This is a genomic window from Corynebacterium sp. 5QC2CO, from assembly GCF_024580435.1.
Lineage (GTDB): Bacteria > Actinomycetota > Actinomycetes > Mycobacteriales > Mycobacteriaceae > Corynebacterium > Corynebacterium jeikeium_D.
Genome location: NZ_JANIKI010000008.1, coordinates 63073 through 81370 on the forward strand (window position 1 = coordinate 63073; position 18298 = coordinate 81370).

Here is an 18298-nt window from a genome sequence, read left to right on the forward strand (position 1 = left end):
ATCATGACTGAATCCCGCCGCAGCCGAAAAGTTCTGACGAATCGGCGCGGCGGGTTTTCGCTGCCACCATATGATTCCTTCAATCTTGGAGGTCATGTCGGCGATGACCCGTCCGCAGTCGAACGCAACCGCCAGCGCTTGGCCGATTCTCTGGGAATCGACCGCACCCGCTTCGTCTACATGGAGCAGCTTCATACCAACACGGTCACCGTCGTCAACGAACCACAGACTGAGCCCGTCCCGGCTACCGATGCCATCGTCACGACCACGCCTGGTCTCGCGCTGGTAGTGCTCGTTGCCGATTGCGTTCCCGTCTTGCTTTCCGACGATCATGCGGGTGTCGCCGCTGCGGTACACGCGGGGCGGAGCGGTGCCCGCAACGGAATCGTACGCAAATCTGTCGAGAAGATGATTGAGCTCGGTGCCACGCCCGAGAATATCCATGCGCTTCTCGGTGCGGCAGCTTCTGGCCACAATTACGAGGTTCCTGAGTCGATGGCAGATGACGTCGAAAAGCATTTGCCCGGAGCGAAGACGCGAACGAAGCAGGGGACTGCCGGTGTTGACGTGCGTGCCGGCTTGATGAGACAGCTCTATGGCCTCGGTGTGCGTCATGTTAACGTCGAGCCCAGCTGCACGATTGACAATGAGAAGTACTTTTCCTACCGGCGGGAGGGAAAAACTGGCCGTCAGGCGGGCATCGTAATCCTGCCTGAGCAGGGCTAAGTTTCAAAGTTGTAATTTTGGCTCGCCAAATTTGCGCGTGTCTATGCGATATTGCTGACCCAGCCGGTAGGTTGTGGGTAGCACAGACTTAAATTCGCACACTAAGAAGGACGTAGTAGAAGATGGCTGATTTCTTCCGTGGGGTTTCAAATTTCTTCGGTCTTACCCCGACTGATGACGCGGCTTACGACGAGCACTACGACGAATTTGATCGCCGTGACGACGAGCGTTTTGATGACTCCTATGCCGACTCAGGTCGTGGGGAGCGCCACCGCTACGAGCTGCGCGAAGAGGCTCCACGTGAGGCTGCAAGCGTGAACTCCCGCGAGGAAGACTACCGCTACGGCAACCTGCACTCCGTTGCTGAGACCAAGGAACCGGAGCAGGTCTTCATCAAGCCGGAAAGTGGTTTCCAGGACAAGTACTCCAAGGCTCCGGACATCGGTTCGCACTTCCGCGACGGTGACATTGTCACCTTCGATCTGAGTGAGCTTGACCCATCTGAGGCTAAGCGCTATGTCGACTTCGTTGCTGGACTGGTTTTCGGTCTGCGCGGCCGGATCAAGGCTGACGGCTCCGTGTTCACCCTGTACCCGCATGGCTGCGATGTCAACGAGGGCCAGTTCGACCGGATGTCCGGCTAGTCAGCCGGCTCGCATGGCTTGTTAGTGTTTCGTATTTCGATTAATTAGCTAGACTGTTTATTCGTGTCTTCACTACTGCTAGTTCTGCTAATCCTGCTGAAGCTTTTCACCTATCTGCTGTTGGCTCGCATTGTGATTGAAATGATTCAGTCATTTTCTCGCTCTTGGCGACCAGGCAGGGTGTTTTCGTCGATTGGCGAAGTTGTTTTTGTCATTACCGACCCACCGGTAAAGCTGTTGCGCCGACTCATCCCGCCTATGCCGATGGGCAACGTGATGGTGGACATGTCTGTGCTTGTTTTGTTCTTCATCCTTATGATTCTGCGAATGGTGCTGCAGGTAGCTCTCGGCGCGGTGGCGTAAATATCGCTAACTGTTTGCTTGGGGTCCACAATGTGGATTTCGGTGGAGCTGTGTTGTTTTGACTGTCCCGAATGCGATGTTCTCGGGCATTGAATTGCCGTCGGGGGTGTTAATCGGGGGCAACAATAGGAACCCGTTGGGGAATGTAATCCCCAATGGGTTTTTATTGTGTCGGGGGTAAAGTTCTGTGGCTAAAGGTGCAGGGTAAGGGCGAGGTTTAACGTTTTACTAGAACTTTGCCATTGGTTAGAACGTGGGGGATAGAGTCCTGCCCAAAATAAATGGGGTGAGGACTGTGACTAGAGCAGGTAGGATTGGCCGGGTAAACAGTACTACTGGAAATAATTCTCTTAAGATTTCTTAAGAACTGTCCGCTCAAAGTGTTAGGGGAACTCACCATGCCGTTGACTCCGGCTGATGTGCATAATGTGGCTTTCAGCAAGCCTCCGATTGGCAAGCGTGGTTACAACGAGGACGAGGTCGATCAGTTCCTCGACCTCGTAGAGGACGCACTGGGTGAGCTCCAGGATGAAAACGCTGAGCTGCGCCAGCGCGTTGAGGACCTTGAAGGTCAGCTAGAGCAGGGTGGCGGCGCAGACTACGCTGCTTCCGGTGCTGCCGCTGCGGCGCCGGCTGTCGATGAGGACAAGCTGCGCAAGGAAATTGAGCAGGAGCTGCGCGCTGAGTACAACGAGCGCCTGAGCGCTCAGCAGCAGGAGATTGAGGCTCACTACCAGGATCGTCTGGATGCTCTTGAGAAGCGTGCTTCTGAGGCAGAGGCTTCTGCACAGCAGGCTTCCTCCGCAGCTGCGGAGCAGCCGCAGGCAGTTGCAGCAAGCACCGGCACCGAGTCGCAGGAAGTTAGCCTCCGCGCTGCTCGTATCCTGCAGGCTGCTCAGGACACCGCTGATCGCGTCACCTCTGACGCTGATGCTGAGGCCAACAAGCTTGTCACCGAGGCTCGTGAAAACGCTGACCGCACCGTGGCAGAGGCCAATGAAGAGGCCGAGCGCACTATCACCAACGCTCGCAATGAGGCAGAAGCAACTTTGGCTGATGCCAAGGAGCGCAGTGAGCAGCTGTTGGCTGATGCCCGCAACGAGTCTGAGTCGACCCTCACTGACGCTCGCCAGCGCAGCGAGCAGATGATCAGCGACGCAGACGCTCGCTCTAACGCCACCATCACCGCAGCGCAGCAGAAGGCAACCGCGCTGCAGGACGATGCAGAGCGCAAGCACCACGAGATCATGACCACCGTCAAGGAGCAGCAGACCGCTCTCGAGGGTCGCATCGAGGAGCTGCACATCTTCGAGCGCGAGTACCGCACCCGCCTGAAGACCTTCCTGGAGTCCCAGCTCGACGACCTGAACTCTCGCGAGTCGGCTGCCCCGGCCGACGGCTACAACAACTAATTACGTAGCCAACACGTAGAAAACCACCACGCTCGGCTCCCCAGGGAGGGGAGGCAGAGCACGGTGGTTTTTGTTATCTTTCCCTGCGAACCAATCGCATTCTTTGTTCCGGTCAGGGTTGTAGTAGTTGCCTGAGACACTGCTATACTGATACCCATACGCGCAATGAGCCGGCCATCACCGGGGAGCGTTTCGGAAGAACAGTCCAGTAGAAAATGGGCCCAGTAGAACCGAACGGTTTGGCACCGTTACAAAGCCTTATTAAATAAGCGGGCTATCGCGTGAAACCGCATGGTTCTTGTTCGCAAGAACCGTTGTAAAGCGTGATGCCAAGCGGGGTGGTACCGCGCGAGACTCCTTTTCAGCGTCACCAGTAACAACGCTGAAGGGGCTAGGCATGCGTCCCCGTGGTGAGTATTAATGATGTTCGACCACGGAAGTGACGTAGAAACGGTGTCTAATTCGAACGATGTAAATGCCTCTGCTGAGGCCACTCCGGCAGGTGGCGCGTATCCGCGCACTGCTGACTTTGGTAAGTACACCTCGAGCCCGAAGTTTCCGGAGCTGGAAGAAAAGGTTCTGGAGTACTGGGGCAAGGACAACACCTTCCAGGCCTCTATCGATCAGCGTGATGGTGCTGACGAATACGTCTTTTATGATGGCCCGCCGTTCGCCAATGGTCTACCGCACTACGGTCACCTGCTGACCGGTTACGTCAAGGACATCGTACCGCGTTACAAGACCATGCGTGGCTACCAGGTTGGTCGCGTCTTTGGCTGGGACTGCCATGGTCTGCCGGCTGAGCTGGAGGCAGAGAAGCAGCTCGGTATTAAGGACAAGGGCCAGATCGAGGAAATGGGTCTGGCTAACTTCAACAAGTACTGCGCAGAGTCGGTGCTGCGGTACGCGGGCGAGTGGAAGGAATACGTCACTCGTCAAGCTCGTTGGGTTGATTTCGACGGCGGCTACAAGACCATGGACATGAGTTACATGGAGTCCGTGATCTGGGCCTTCAAGGAGCTCTACAACAAGGGCCTGGTCTACCAGGGATTCCGCGTGCTGCCGTACTCCTGGGCAGAGCACACCCCGCTGTCCAACCAGGAGACCCGCCTGGATGACTCCTACAAGATGCGGCAGGACCCGACCCTGACCGTGACCTTCCCGTTCACCGGCGCCAAGGCAGGCTCTGCAGCGGAGAAGACGCTGGCGGACAACCCGGTGCTCGCTGACACTGCAGCTATCGCTTGGACCACCACGCCGTGGACGCTGCCGTCCAACCTTGGCCTGGCCGTGAACCCGAAGGTCACCTACGCCGTAGTCAAGGTCGGCGAGGATTCCTCCGTGCCGGAGTTTGCAGGTAAGACCTTCCTGCTGGCAGAAGCGCTGATTGGTGCCTACGCCAAGGAATTGGGCAAGGAACACGAGGTCGAGGCTACCTTCGCTGGTGCTGACCTGGAAGGTCTGACCTACCAGCCGATCTTCGACTACTTCGCAGATCACCCGAACGCTTTCCAGATCATGGTGGCCGATTATGTCACCACCGAGGACGGTACTGGTGTGGTCCACCAGGCGCCGGCCTTCGGTGAAGACGATATGAACACCTGTAATGAATACGGCATTGATGTCATCATTCCGGTGGACATGGACGGTAAGTTCACTTCGCAGGTGCCGGAGTACCAGGGCAAGTTGGTCTTTGACGCCAATAAGGACATCATCCGTGACCTGAAGGCCGCTGGCCGCGTCGTCCAGCACCGCACCATCGAGCACTCCTACCCGCACTCCTGGCGTTCGGGCGAGCCGCTGATCTACATGGCACTGCCGAGCTGGTTTGTGTCCGTTACCAAGATCCGCGAGCGCATGGTGGAGCTCAACCACAACGAGATTGAGTGGATGCCGGAGCACGTCCGCGACGGTCAGTTCGGCAAGTGGCTCGAGGGCGCACGTGACTGGAACATCTCCCGTACCCGCTACTGGGGTTCGCCTATTCCGGTGTGGGTTTCCGACAACGACGAGTACCCGCGTGTCGACGTCTACGGTTCCCTCGATGAGCTGGAGGCGGACTTCGGCATTCGCCCGACCACACTGCACCGCCCGGAGATTGACGAGCTGGTGCGCCCGAACCCGGACGACCCGACCGGTAAGTCCATGATGCGCCGCGTCCCGGATGTCCTGGATGTCTGGTTCGACTCCGGTTCCATGCCGTTTGCGCAGTTCCACTACCCGTTCGAGAACAAGGAGTGGTTCGAGTCCCACGCACCGGCCGACTTCATTGTGGAGTACATCGGCCAGTCCCGCGGTTGGTTCTACCTGCTTCACGTCCTATCGGTTGCACTGTTCGATCGCCCGGCGTTCAAGAAGGTCGTCGCTCACGGCATCGTGCTGGGTGATGACGGCAACAAGATGAGTAAGTCCAAGCGCAACTACCCGGACGTCAACGAGGTCTTCGACCGCGACGGCTCCGACGCCATGCGCTGGTTCCTCATGTCCAGCCCGATTCTGCGCGGCGGCAACCTGATCGTCACCGAGCAGGGTATTCGCGAGGGTGTGCGCCAGGCGCTGCTGCCGATGTGGAACGCATACTCGTTCCTACAGCTCTACGCCTCCAAGCCGGCCGAGTGGTCGGTGGACTCCGACAACATCCTGGACAAGTACATCCTGGCCAAGCTTGCAGCAACCGTCCGTGCTGTCACTGAGTGCCTGGACAACACTGACATTGCTGCTGCCACCGATGAGGTCCGTCAGTTCTGTGACGCACTGACCAACTGGTACGTGCGCCGCTCCCGTGACCGCTTCTGGGCCGGCGATGTCAAACACCCAGAGGCGTTCAACACCCTGTACACGGTGCTGGAGGTTCTCACCCGCGTGGCTGCTCCGCTGCTGCCGATGGCCACCGAGGTCATCTGGCGCTCGCTCACTGGCGGCCGCTCGGTGCACCTGGAGGATTGGCCGGACGTCGACAAGCTGCCGACCGATGACGAACTCGTTGAGTCCATGGACATTGTCCGCAATGTCTGCTCGGCAACATCGCGCATCCGCAAGGCCAACCAGCTGCGTAACCGCTTGCCGCTGAAGAAGCTGACCCTGGCATTCCCGGATGCCGAGCGTCTGCGTGAGTACACCGACATCGTTTCCTCCGAGGTCAATGTCGACAAGGTGGAGTTCACCTCCGACGTGGACTCGGTGGGGCGTTTCGAGGTCTCCGTCAACGCTCGCGTGGCCGGTCCGCGCCTGGGTAAGGACGTCCAGAAGGTCATTAAGGCTGTGAAGTCTGGCAACTACGAGGTTGTCGACGGCACGGTTGTCGCCGATGGTATTCCGCTGCAGGAGGGCGAGTACACCCGCAACCTGGTCGCGATTTCGCCAGATTCCACCGCTGAGGTCGACGGCGTCAATGGCCTGGTTGTGCTTGACACTGAGCTCGACGAGGACCTGGAGTCCCGCGGTTGGGCTGCTGACCGCATCCGTGGTCTGCAGGATGCCCGCAAGAACGCTGGCCTTGAGGTCACCGACCGCATTTCGGTGAAGTTGCAGGTGCCGGCCGAGCGTGAGGAGTGGGCCAACCGCCACGCTGACCTCATCGCCCGCGAGGTTCTCGCAACCGCCTTCGAGGTCGTCGCTGGCGGAGAGTCCCTGAGCTACGACGTGGCGGACGGCTGCTCGGCGGATATTGCCAAGCAGTAGGGGAGAGTAATCTCTATGCCGACTTCCGGGCGGTGGGTTCTGCACATCGACATGGACGCGTTCTTCGCGTCCGTCGAGCAGCTCACTCGCCCGACTCTGCGCGGGCGGCCAGTTCTCGTCGGCGGACTGGGCGGTCGAGGTGTGGTCGCCGGTGCCTCCTATGAGGCCCGCGCGTACGGCGCGCACTCGGCTATGCCGATGGCTCGCGCACGTCGTCTCATGCCACCGACCGCAGTGACGGTCAGCGCGCGCAAGGGCATCTACGGGCCGGTGTCGCGCCGCGTGTTCGCTGTAATCCGCGAGCGCGTGCCCGTGGTCGAGCAGCTCAGCGTCGACGAGGCTTTCATGGAACCCGAAGAGCTTCAGGGAGCCTCGAAGGAGCAGGTCATTGCCTGGGCGGAGCAACTGCGGGCAGATATTCGGCGGGAGACCGGCTTGGCCTCGTCGATAGGCGCGGGCGCGGGCAAGCAGTTCGCGAAAATTGCTTCCGGCCTGGCGAAACCCGATGGCGTGTACGTGCTGGACCCCGCACGCAATCACGAGCTACTACACCCATTGCCGGTAGAGAAGCTCTGGGGCATTGGCCCTGTCACCGCTGCAAAACTGCATACGCTGGGCGTGGAGACGATTGGTGATTTTGCCGCCATGTCCCAGCGCGATGTCGAGGTTTCGCTGACATCCAAAACCGGTGTGATGCTGTGGCAGCTGGCGCAGGGGACAGATGACCGGCCGGTTAAGGAACGCGATGTCGCCAAGTCTGTATCGGCCGAGTACACCTATCCCGAGGATTTGGGGTCGCAGGCCCAGCTCCACGCCGCCATCGATCGCGCAGGTGAGTTTGCTTTTCGACGGCTCAAAAAAGATGGCCGTGGTGCTCGCACCATCACTTGCAAGGTGCGTCTGTCTGACCTGAGCATCCATACCCGTTCTGAGACGCTCGCCTATGCCACACAGGATTTCGACACCCTCATGGCGGTGGCGCACCGAATTGCGTTCACGCCCGCGGAGGTCGGCCCAGTGCGACTGGTGGGCGTCGGTTTCTCCGGGCTGGATTCGCACATACAAGAAGTCCTGTTTCCTGAGCTCGACCGCGCTATCACCGTCGAAGATCGAGTACCAGCACCTGCGCTTTCCGACGCTCCCGCCGGCCTGGTCGAGCTATCTGGAACCGGCGCGTTGCCGACCGTTCGGCTTTCCGACTCCAAGTGGGTACCCACCTCTGACGTACACCACAGCGAGCATGGCCATGGTTGGGTACAGGGGTCGGGGCACGGGATTGTGACCGTCCGCTTTGAAAGCCGCACCAGCGGCCCCGGGCGCATGATCACGCTGAAGGAAGACGACCCGGAGCTGCGCCCGTGCTCTGCGGTGTGCAGTTTGGACTGGCCGGAGTGGCTGGCATCCGACGAAGCAGCAGCTCTTGACTTGCCGCAACCTGAGCGGGAAAGCGAAGACAATCTCGGCCCCGACGCGGATGCTTGATGCGGCTGACTGCCTCAGTGCCGTTCGCGGCTCTCTGTTTATGCGCTGTCCGTAAACTGGGGCACTATGACTACCGAATCCCGCATTGCAGAGCTCGAGGCAGCTCGCCGCGCCTCATTGCGCAACACCGATCGAGATCCGAATCCGTCGACCACGCTTCCCGACGACGGTCTGGATAACCGCCAGCGCATGCTGAACGGTCAGTGGTATATCGCCGATCATCCGGAATCACAGGCTCTGAACGTGCGAATTGGCCAGGTGGCCGCTGAATTTGAAGTCGCGTTCCGCGAAGATCAGCAGGCAGCACAGCAAGTGCTAGCACCGGCACTGGCGTCTTTCGGAGAGAGCAGCACCGTTCGCCCGCCAATCTACCTGGACTACGGCGATAATATCCACATAGGCGACAACGTTTTCATCAACTTTGGGCTCACCGCACTTGACGTGGTGAAGGTGACAATCTGCGACTATGCGCAGCTCGGGCCCAACGTGCAGCTGCTTCCACCAGTACACCCACTGGGAGCTGAGGCCCGCGCCGCTTATCTAGAGTCTGGTGATGAAATCATCATCGGGCGCAATGCCTGGATTGGTGGCGGAGCCATCATCCTGGGCGGTGTTCACGTCGGCGACAATTCCGTGGTCGCCGCGGGTGCGGTGGTGACTAAGGACGTTCCCGCGGGCGTAGTCGTGGCTGGAAACCCGGCGAAAATCATCCGCATCATCGAGGCGTGAATTAGAACAGCGTCTGCGGATGCACATTCGCAGCCAGCGCGGCGGCGAGAATGATGCGCGCCTGCGGTGCATGCACGCAACCAGCGCTAATCACGCCGTGTCGAGCCAGCGTCGCACCGCCACCGGCACCGCCGTAGGCGGCGTGGACATCACCACGCGGGACGCGCGTTGCCATCACGACGGTCACATCAGCGGCAATGGCCCGGTCAATGGCAGCGGCAAACTCATCGGAGACATTGCCCGACCCCAGGCCCTCTACGACAATGCCGCGTGCACCGGCGGCGACTGCCGAATCCAGCAGTGATCCATCTGCACCCAAGTAGGCGGGGATAATCTCTACCTTCGAGCCCGCCAAAGCCGCCAGAGGCAGCGGATCTGGACGAACCGGCTCCTCCGGTGCATTAGTGGCAAAAGCCAAAGGATCGGTTGTGTGCCACTTCGTCGCACCTCGTACCGGCAAGACTGCGTGGCCAAAGACAATAAGAACGCCAATTCCCTGCGCAGAGGCATCGGAAGCAATGGTCACGGCCTCAAATAGGTTCCCCGGTCCGTCGGTTTCCGGATGATCATAGGGAAGCTGTGCACCAGTAAAGACAACCGGACGCGAGTCAGCATGGAAAATATCGGCAGCCATGGCCGTTTCCTCCATCGTGTCCGTGCCATGAGTTACGACGACACCGTCCACGGAGCCGTCGTCAAGCACTTCGTGAATAGCGGCGAGAATACGGTCAACGTCGGTGAACGCGAGATTCGACGAGTCCAGCATCCCGAGCTCACGAACCTCCAGCTCTAACATGCCCTCTGGATAACGCTGCGCGACCGCTGCGACGAGCTCCGTGCCCGAGATGGTCGGGGTTAGCGCACCGCTGCGATCCGTGGTGCAGGCGATGGTGCCGCCGGTGGTGATGACAACGATTCGGCGAGGGGAGACTGTGCTAGACGAGGCCGAGCTAGAAGAAGCCGAGCTAGCCGGGGAATGATCCTGAGTCGACATGTCCACCATCTTACCCAGGCGATGTTTTGGCCTTGTGTAGGATTATGGAAGGCGTGAAGCCAGCGAATCTTCATGCAGATTTTATTGGAGTAGTGCACATATGAAAGTCCCCTGCAACCAGCGCGTTAGCGGAATGCGTTGGCGCACAGCGCGTGGTGTGACAGTAGCGGCGATGGTCTCGGTCAGCGCACTTGGGCTCGCTGCCTGCGGTGGTGGCGATACTGCAGCGCCGACGACTGAATCGAAGACATCCAGCTCGGCGGAACCCGTCATCATGCTGCCGACGCGCGCAGAGCTTAACGACGTCCTCGCACGCCTTATCAACCCCGATCTACCTATCGAGGAAAAGGCGCTGACCATCGAGGACGGCGATACTGCCGGCGATTTCTTCCACATTGTCACCAATAGTGCCAATGAGCAGGAAATCAGCTTTGATGTCATTGATCCGATCACGCCCGGCTTCACGACGAAGCAGGCCGTAGCTGGCGTCAATATCCTCCGCCCGGAGGAAGATCCGATGCTCGTGGATCAGGTGGACTTCATCTACAGGGATGGCCGTTGGATGCTGAGCAAGGAATGGGCCTGCAACCTGGCATCGACGCTTGATCCGGAGCACAAGCCGGGGTTCTGCCTCGCGCCGGGCGAAACCCCTCCGCCGCCACCTGAGCCGGAGGAAGAAGCCCCAGTTGAGGAGGCTCCGGTCGAGGAGGCCCCAGCACCGGTCGAGGAGCCAGCCCCGGCTCCGGCGCCCGAAGCACCAGCCGAGGAAGTGCCGCCGCCACCGCCTCCCGCGCCTGAACCGCCGGCTGAGGAGGTCCCGCCACCTGCGCCGGCCCCGGCGCCGGCTCCGGCGGAGGACGCGCCTCCACCGGCTTAGGTGCCGTCGGGCCAGGCATCACATCCTATTCCGGTCGGGTGCACTGGCCACACAAAAGAAAGTGTCTAGGTTTATGACAGTTCCGCCCATTTTTTGGGCAGAAAAGTGACATAAACCTAGACACTTTCTCGTCTTCTAACCTTGCGCTGGCCCGAGCTATTCTTCTGGGCTCTGGGCTACTTCTTCGGCCCGCTGCCGTCCTTAAACTCCAGCCCGCGGTGCGTCTGCTGAGTGATGCGCACATCGGAGTTGCCGTCGCCGTAGGTCACGGAGGTCACAAAGTCGATGTTGCCCTTCATCGGAAGGGGCTTGGTCAGGTCGATGGTGACGCGGTCGGCAAGCATGTCAGTCGTGGCCTCGACAACCTTCAGTGCACCCTCGCCGCCGGTGTCCAACTCCGTGACGGTCGGCACCTGCTTGACATCGACCTTCAAATTAACAATGTCGCCCGCACGGCTGAGCAGGGTATAGGTCACCTTTTGCGTCATCTTGGTTTGGCCTTCGACCTCGCTTTCGACCGTCCAGGTCGCATCCTTTCCGATGTCCTCGGAGGGGAAGACGATAGGTACGGAATGCAGCTGCTGCAGCGCCATCTCCACACCAGCGCGAGCGGTGTCGGTCGCTTTCTCCGGCGCTCCCAGCTTGAGTTCCTTGACCTCACCTGTGGCCGTTGTTGACCAATCAGAGATAAAGCCCTGCGCGGTAGCGATATCCTCATTCAGCTCATCGTTGGAGCCGTGGGGCTTACCCACCTCTGACGTCACGACACGAGTATCGTCATCGCTGGTAACAGTGCTGGTCATGGGGATTTCCAGGCGGGTGTCCGGGAAAGTCTGGTCGCTATCGGCGTTTCCGCCACGCTGCGCGAAGCCCTGCGTCACTGCCACGGTCGACTCCTGCTCCGCACCGTCATCCTTCCAGCGCACGCTCGCTAGCTCACCGCTACCAGCACTGGTCAATTCGACCTTGGGTTGTGCAACGTCCACGGGTTGCGTTTCCACCGAGCTTTCCGACGAGCACGCGGCAAGTGACACCACAGTGGTAGCGGCAACAACAGCGGTGCCGACCCTCGCCAGCAGGCCACGCTTGGGGTGACCAGGCTGGTCGCTGTGGCTAGGTCGACGGAACCACGAGGAGGTGGTGTCTCCTGCACGTCGTAAAGCAGAGGAGGCCGGAACAAACTGAGATTGGAAACGTCGAGTCACACCGGTTAGCGTACCGGTTTCGTGGTGGATAGGAACCACCCGGGCGGTGTCAGTTGGCTGAATATGGGTTTGTTAGGCCATTATGGGACAGTGACTAAGAAGGAAACGAGGACATATTTCCCGCGGCGGGGGATTCTCACTGCGGTTATTGTGTCAGTTGCGATTATTGATCAGCTGACCAAGATTATCGCTTTGAAGACTCTCGATGGCCGTCCTGCGGTGCAGGTGATTGGCGATCTCTTCGAGTTGCGGCTCGTTTTTAACCCCGGTGCAGCCTTTTCCTTTGGCACGAACGCCACCTGGGTTTTTACCACGTTGCAGCTGGTTTACATCCTGGCTGTGATGTGCTTTTCCCATTGGCTGCGCAGTCCTATCTCGGCGACTGCGGCGGGGCTTATTGCTGGTGGTGCGCTGGGCAACCTCATCGATAGGCTGTTTCGGGAACCCGGTTTCTACGTCGGCCACGTCGTCGATTTCCTGTCGGTGAAGGGTTTTGCCGTATTTAATATCGCGGACTCCGCGATTACTGTGGGCGTTATTATCCTCGTTATCTGGATGGTTTTTTCCAAGGAGCCGGATCTCTTCGCTGATCAGATTGCAGCGGAGAAGAAATCTTCCCAGAAGGATCAGAAGCAGTCGGCGGAGGGAGGACAGCAGTGACCGACAATGCAGTAAATGGTGGTGCAGCACTCGGGGGAGCGCACCAGCCCGACCGAGAAACCCGACAGATGCCCGTTCCACCGGGCTTGGCCGGTATGCGGGTAGACGCCGGTGTGGCGAAGTTGTTGGGGCTCTCGCGCACAGCGGTGGCTGATTTGGCCGCGGCTGGGGACATCACGGTCGATGGCGTGAGCGTGGGCAAGTCCGACCGACTGGAAGAAAACGCTTTCCTCTCTGTGTTGTTGCCGCCGGTGGAAAAGCCATTGGTTCCCAAAGAGGAACTCGTCGAGGGCATGGACGTGCTCTACCACGACTCCGATTTGGTGGCTGTTCACAAGCCTGTCGGTGTGGCCGCACATCCGTCGGTCGGTTGGGAAGGCCCAACGGTTATCGGCGGACTGGCGGCTGCTGGTTTCCGCATTTCTACCTCCGGTCCGCCCGAGCGAAAAGGCATCGTGCATCGCCTCGATGTTGGCACCTCTGGCGTGATGGTTGTCGCCTGCTCCGAACGGGGCTACTCCGTGCTCAAGCGGGCGTTCAAAAACCGTGAGGTGTCCAAGACCTATCACGCTCTGGTTCAGGGGCATCCGGATCCGCTGTCGGGGACAATTGATGCGCCGATTGGCCGTCACCCTTCGGCGGGTTGGCGCTTTGCCGTCCGCCAGGATGGCAAGCATGCTGTGACGCACTACGAAACGCTTGAGGCCTTCGCCCCAGCAACGCTGCTGAAGGTGAATCTAGAGACTGGGCGCACGCACCAGATTCGCGTGCACTTCTCTGCGCTGAATCACCCATGCTGCGGCGATCCCATGTACGGTTCCGATCCGGCATTGGCCAAGCGGCTGGGGCTCAACCGCCAGTGGCTTCACGCGGTCTCGCTTGGTTTCCACCATCCGGCAGATGGGCGCTGGATGGAAATCGAATGTCCATACCCAGATGATTTGAACCACGCATTGGAAGTTTTGAGGCAGAGCGCATGACGCAGACCCCATCGGGATCCAAGAACCCACCACGCCGTGAAACTCGTGTGAAAAGCACTGGTGACGGCAGTATCTCGCCAGTGATGGCACTAATCTCTGGTTTCTGTGTTGTCGTATTGGTGATTGTGTTAGCAGTCGCTTCGACCTCCGATCGGGTAAGCAAGCCGCAGAACCTCAACGGCGATGCGCTCGGCCCGGACCCGTGGGAAGCAACCGAGCAGTACGTAGAGCGTGCCGACGAGTCCCTCGAGAATATGAAGAAAGAGGACTACCGGCTAAAGACAGGCCAGCCAGTCGTGGAGGACCCGAAGTTCTGGGCGATGGTGACTTTTGACCGGCTGCTCGATGCGCAAGAAGCGGCACAGGTCTATGAAAAAGAGCCCTCTCTGCGAGTATCGACTGCAATCATCGGCGGTGTGAGCACCCGGTATTTGCCGCAGCCGAGTAAAACAGCGAGTGAAGAAAAGCTGCTGCAAGATCAGCTGGAGTTAGCGGCTGCTTACGCAGACGTCGCGATTGACGACGAACGGCTCGGCTTCAACGGGTTACTGGTCTATGGTGACGCTGAATCGTTGATGGATGTCAAGAAAATGCCCGATGTGAAAGCTGTCGAGGCGCTGCCATCAGATGCGGCGCGTGGCCGTTTTGGTATTCGCCCGGTGCTGAGTTCCGGCTTCACGGATAAAGATCCGCTCTTTGCGCCGGGGCTGAGCCAGAACTAAGCGGCCAGACCTAATAGAAGCCAGGACTAAGCGGCCAAGTCCAAACGACTAGGATGAAGCGGCTAGAACTCTGCCGTCAGTACGCCGCCAGTACGCAGTCAGTTTCAACGAGAACGAAAAGGAGTCAGTCAACAGTGATTCAGGCATTCGGTGCGTACCTTTTGTGGGCGCTGTTTCCGCTCTACTTTCCGCTGCTGGAGCCGGCGGGGGCCGTGGAGATTTTGGCGCATCGATTCGTCTGGACGCTTGTCTTTATGGTCATTGCCCTCAGCTTCATGCGCGCATGGCCAGAGCTGAAGGCCGCGAGCGCCAAGACGTGGGGCACTATTTTTATTGCTGCACTGTTGATCTCCGTCAACTGGGGTGTGTACGTCTACCTGGTCAACAATGGGCAGGTGGCGGAGGCTGCGCTCGGCTACTTCATCAACCCGCTGGTCAGCGTTTTGTTGGCGATGATTTTCTTCCGTGAAAGCATCTCGCGGTTGCAGCTCGGCAGTGTCATCCTGGCAACCGTTGCGGTCATTGTTCTCACAATCGGTGTGGGACATCCGCCGTTGGGTGCGCTGGCGCTGGCATTCAGTTTCGGTTTTTACGGACTGATGAAGAAGCGGGTTTCGCTTTCCTCCGCAGCTTCGCTGACGGCCGAGTCCGCCGTAATCACACCGATTGCGCTGGCCTACATCCTCTGGTTGACCTACAACGGGCAGAGCACCTTTACCTCCGAAGGAACTGGTCACACGCTGCTCATGATGAGCGCCGGTATCGCTACCGCCATTCCGTTGCTGCTCTTCGGCGAAGGTGCCAAGCGCTTGCCGTTGGCCACCTTGGGCCTGATGCAGTACCTCACTCCGGTTCTCCAAATCACTTTGGCAGTCACCGTGCTCGGCGAGGAGCTCGAACCGGAGCGTTGGATTGGGTTCTTCATCATCTGGGGTGCTGTCGCGCTGTTCATCTGTGACCTCATCCTGAAGATGCTCCGTCAGCGTCGGGTGCGCTGGGAACTACACAAGGCCGGTGTGGAACCGGCCACGGTTTCCGACGATGCTGCCGACCAGACGGATGGGGCGGTTACCCGGGACGTCGTAAAGCCGGCAGATAGTTAGCAGAAAAGATCGCGCAGGTGCTCGTTGAGGAAGATTCCCTGCGGGTCGACCTTTTCCCGTAATGCCTGGACCTCGCCGAACAGTGGATAGCGTTCTGCGAAATCCTCCGCGCGGAGCGTGTGCAATTTGCCCCAGTGCGGGCGACCTTCGTGGGCCTTGAAAATCGGCTCAATGAGGTTGAAGTACTCTCGGTAATTTTCCTTCCAGTAGCGGTGGATGGCGATGTAGGCACTGTCGCGGCCGTACGCAGTTGACAGGGCCACATCATCGGCTTTTGCGGAGCGCACCTCGATGGGGAAGGAGACTTTCATCCTCTTGCGGGCAATCGCATCGCGGATTTCCCCGAGGACATCGGAAGCAGCCTCGAGGGGGACGGAGTACTCCATCTCGGAGAAACGCACGCGACGCGGCGAGACAAAGACCTTGTGCGCCTCGTTGGAGTAGCGGCGCTCGGGCACTGTGTTGGTGGCAATCCGGTTGATGGTATCGGTCGTAGCGGGAATGGCTTTGGCAATCTCGCAGCACGCCAAGAGTCCCATGTTGTTGACGACTTCGTCGTTAAGATACGTGCGCGCGCTGCCCAGGCGCTGCTTCAGGCTGTTGCGGCTCGGGCGGCGGTGGCGCTGCGGTTCAATCCGAGTATTGTGCTTGACCAGCGTCTCGCGCTGTCCCGGGAACCAGAAAAACTCCAGGTGGTCAGCTTCTTTGCAGCGCTCGGCGAAGCTCTTGCGCAGGGAATCAAACTCTTCGCGGTGTTCGTCGGCGTGCAAATCAAACGCTGGCACGACGGACATCGTGACCTCCGTAAGCACGCCGAAGACACCCAGCCCCAGCCGTCCGAGGCGGTAGAGCTCGCCGTCGATTCCCTCGGCGTCCAGATGGCAGTGCCTGACGACGCCATCCGCGGTGACAATCTTGAATCCCTTAACGGTGCCCGCGAAGCCGGTGAACCCGAGCCCGGTGCCGTGCGTGCCAGTAGAGATAGCGCCGGCCAGCGACTGCGGATCGACATCGCCCTGGTTGGGAAGTGCCCAACCGAGCGGGCGCAGAATACCTGGAGTGTCGCGCAGGCGAGTGCCGGCACGCAGCGTGGCGGTCTGGTTGGCCGCGTCCAGCTCGACCAGACCAGAGCAGCGGTCGAGTTGAATGCGGTGCCCATCGGTGGTGGCCACGGAAGTAAAAGAATGACCGGCCCCCAGCGGGCGCACCGTAGTTCCTTCGGTCTTCGCCGCTTTAATTACCGAGATGACGCCCTCATCATCGTGCGGCTGATGAGTGTAGGACGGGGTGCACGATTGCGTGTGAGCCCAATTGTTCCAATGAGAGTTGGCGATGGCTTTCGCCTGCGCACGCCGACGTACGCGTGGTACGCGGGACTCAACTGTAGAGACTGTGAAGCGGGCGTTGTTCCGTGAATTGCTCATGTGAAAATCAATCCCTTTCCTCGGTACGTGGGCCAGTGGGCGATGATGGCGCCATCTCGAACTGCAATGACTTCTTGTGTGTGCTCGGCTATCTCACCGGCCTTGGCGTGGCGGAACCACACAGGATCTCCCAGCGAAATTGCATCGGCGCTCTTGCCGAGCAACGGAGTCTGCACCTCACCTGGGCCTTCCTCTGCCGCGTAGCGCAGACCAGTGGGGTACCAGGGGGTTGGCAGCCGGTCATCTCCCGCCGGTCCAGAGGCAATTCGACCACCGCCGGACACCGTGACCACGCCCTTCTTAGGGCGTCGCGTCGCTGGCAACACAAACCAGGACGCCGGGCGAAGATTGAATGTGCGATAGTTATCGAAAAGGGTTGGTGCCAGGAATCCCGACCCCGCCGCTGCCTCGGTTACTGTGGCTTCGGCGCACGTCGACTCCAGCGACCCCGTGCCACCACCGTTGACAAACTCCAGTGGTCCCGCCACTTTCTCGACTGCAGCGACAACCTTCGCGCGGCGCTTCGCCAATTCCTTCTTTGAGATGGCCTGCATCACTCGAATTGCGCGCGCACGCAGGGAGTTTCCGGCATCGCCCACTCCGGCAATGTGTCCCTCATACATCATGATTCCCGCCAGCTGCAGCTCCGGACGGGCAATGATCTGCTTGGCAAACGCCGCTGCCTGCTTCGGCGAGAACAGGCTGGAGCGCAGCGTACCGATATGCACGCCGGGCAGTGGGCGAAAGGATGCGTCGACATCCATACACACGCGGATTGGCGCATTTTCGTTTGTCGACGACGCCAGCGCCTCCAGATGCTCGGGACGGTCAACCATTACGCAGATGGCGGCACGCGCTGCATCATCGTCGGCAAGCTCTGAGATAGCGCGGGCGTCAAGTGTTGGGTAGGCGACGACGATGTCGTCGCTAATACCTCCTCGGGATAGGTACAGCGCCTCTGCCAGCGAATATGCCAGCACGCCCTGGAAACCGGGGAAGGCCAGGACGTGCGAAATAAGCTGTGGAATGCGAATCGATTTCGAGGCCACGCGGATAGGCATCCCGTTTGCACGGCGGAGCATATCGCGGGCATTGGCTTCGACCGCCGTGAGGTCGACGACGACTGCAGGAAGGGAAGTGCAGTTAAGCAGCGAGTCGGTAGCTAGTGGCGGGCGGGCTGTCTGGGGTGTCTGCGGCGGCAGCGCTTCAGGCAGGTGAGACATCGATGTCGGAGCCGGGCGGGATGTACCCGAGGACTCCGGGGCAGAAGCTCGAGAAAGTTTCATGCCCTAAAAC

Annotated in this window: 16 protein-coding genes; 12 read left to right on the forward strand and 4 right to left on the reverse strand. The window is 59.7% G+C overall.

Features of this window, described 5'->3' with window-relative positions; genetic code table 11:
* Positions 1-3: 3 nt before the first annotated feature.
* The 7 genes from pgeF (at position 4) to NQ014_RS07930 (ending at position 9037) form a co-directional block, all read left to right on the forward strand.
* The gene (pgeF, locus tag NQ014_RS07900) at positions 4-726 is read left to right on the forward strand and encodes a peptidoglycan editing factor PgeF (RefSeq protein WP_257074646.1); all 723 of its coding nucleotides are present in this window, start codon (positions 4-6) and stop codon (positions 724-726) included.
* Between the two features lie 122 nt (positions 727-848).
* Positions 849-1370, forward strand: coding sequence for a cell division protein SepF (gene sepF, locus NQ014_RS07905; RefSeq protein ID WP_257074647.1), 522 nt, complete (start codon positions 849-851; stop codon positions 1368-1370).
* Between the two features lie 63 nt (positions 1371-1433).
* Positions 1434-1733: a YggT family protein gene (locus NQ014_RS07910; protein WP_048731166.1), complete on the forward strand. Its 300-nt coding sequence runs from the start codon at positions 1434-1436 to the stop codon at positions 1731-1733.
* A gap of 398 nt (positions 1734-2131) precedes the next feature.
* A complete protein-coding gene (locus tag NQ014_RS07915) occupies positions 2132-3145 on the forward strand; it encodes a DivIVA domain-containing protein (protein WP_257074648.1) in 1014 nt (337 codons plus the stop codon).
* 420 nt (positions 3146-3565) lie between these two features.
* Positions 3566-6826, forward strand: coding sequence for an isoleucine--tRNA ligase (ileS, locus tag NQ014_RS07920; protein WP_257074649.1), 3261 nt, complete (start codon positions 3566-3568; stop codon positions 6824-6826).
* A 15-nt stretch (positions 6827-6841) separates the two neighbouring features.
* Positions 6842-8308 carry a DNA polymerase IV gene (locus tag NQ014_RS07925; protein ID WP_257074650.1) on the forward strand — a complete coding sequence of 489 codons (1467 nt, stop codon included), beginning with the start codon at positions 6842-6844 and terminating at the stop codon, positions 8306-8308.
* Positions 8309-8374: 66 nt separating this feature from the next.
* Positions 8375-9037, forward strand: a complete 663-nt coding sequence (locus NQ014_RS07930; protein ID WP_257074651.1) for a DapH/DapD/GlmU-related protein — start codon at positions 8375-8377, stop codon at positions 9035-9037.
* Between the two features lies 1 nt (position 9038).
* Here the strand turns inward: NQ014_RS07930 and NQ014_RS07935 are convergent, their stop codons facing one another.
* Entirely contained in the window at positions 9039-10040 is a 1002-nt protein-coding gene (locus NQ014_RS07935; RefSeq protein WP_257074652.1) for an asparaginase, read from the reverse strand.
* Positions 10041-10164: 124 nt separating this feature from the next.
* Here NQ014_RS07935 and NQ014_RS07940 point away from each other — a divergent pair, with 124 nt between their 5' ends.
* Positions 10165-10908, forward strand: coding sequence for a hypothetical protein (locus tag NQ014_RS07940; protein ID WP_257074654.1), 744 nt, complete (start codon positions 10165-10167; stop codon positions 10906-10908).
* A 176-nt stretch (positions 10909-11084) separates the two neighbouring features.
* Here NQ014_RS07940 and NQ014_RS07945 read toward each other — a convergent pair whose 3' ends face one another.
* Positions 11085-12113: a hypothetical protein gene (locus tag NQ014_RS07945; protein WP_257074655.1), complete on the reverse strand. Its 1029-nt coding sequence runs from the start codon at positions 12111-12113 to the stop codon at positions 11085-11087.
* Between the two features lie 90 nt (positions 12114-12203).
* Between NQ014_RS07945 and lspA the strand changes: the two genes are divergently transcribed.
* The 4 genes from lspA (at position 12204) to rarD (ending at position 15578) form a co-directional block, all read left to right on the forward strand.
* Positions 12204-12773 (forward strand): signal peptidase II, encoded by a 570-nt coding sequence (gene lspA / locus NQ014_RS07950; protein WP_257074656.1) that lies wholly within the window; start codon positions 12204-12206, stop codon positions 12771-12773.
* Positions 12774-12841: 68 nt separating this feature from the next.
* On the forward strand, positions 12842-13753 hold the full coding sequence (locus NQ014_RS07955) for an RluA family pseudouridine synthase (protein WP_042389388.1): 912 nt from the start codon (positions 12842-12844) through the stop codon (positions 13751-13753).
* Positions 13750-14475, forward strand: coding sequence for a hypothetical protein (locus NQ014_RS07960; protein WP_257074658.1), 726 nt, complete (start codon positions 13750-13752; stop codon positions 14473-14475). Before NQ014_RS07955 ends, NQ014_RS07960 begins: the two co-directional genes overlap by 4 nt.
* 134 nt (positions 14476-14609) lie before the next feature.
* A complete protein-coding gene (gene rarD / locus NQ014_RS07965) occupies positions 14610-15578 on the forward strand; it encodes an EamA family transporter RarD (protein ID WP_257074659.1) in 969 nt (322 codons plus the stop codon).
* Here rarD and NQ014_RS07970 read toward each other — a convergent pair.
* Together NQ014_RS07970 and NQ014_RS07975 are read right to left on the reverse strand one after the other, a co-directional pair.
* Positions 15575-17002: a D-arabinono-1,4-lactone oxidase gene (locus tag NQ014_RS07970; RefSeq protein WP_257074661.1), complete on the reverse strand. Its 1428-nt coding sequence runs from the start codon at positions 17000-17002 to the stop codon at positions 15575-15577. The genes rarD and NQ014_RS07970 overlap by 4 nt on opposite strands.
* Positions 16999-18288, reverse strand: coding sequence for an alanine racemase (locus tag NQ014_RS07975; RefSeq protein ID WP_257074662.1), 1290 nt, complete (start codon positions 18286-18288; stop codon positions 16999-17001). The genes NQ014_RS07970 and NQ014_RS07975 overlap by 4 nt, the downstream gene beginning before the upstream one ends.
* Positions 18289-18298: the final 10 nt, after the last annotated feature.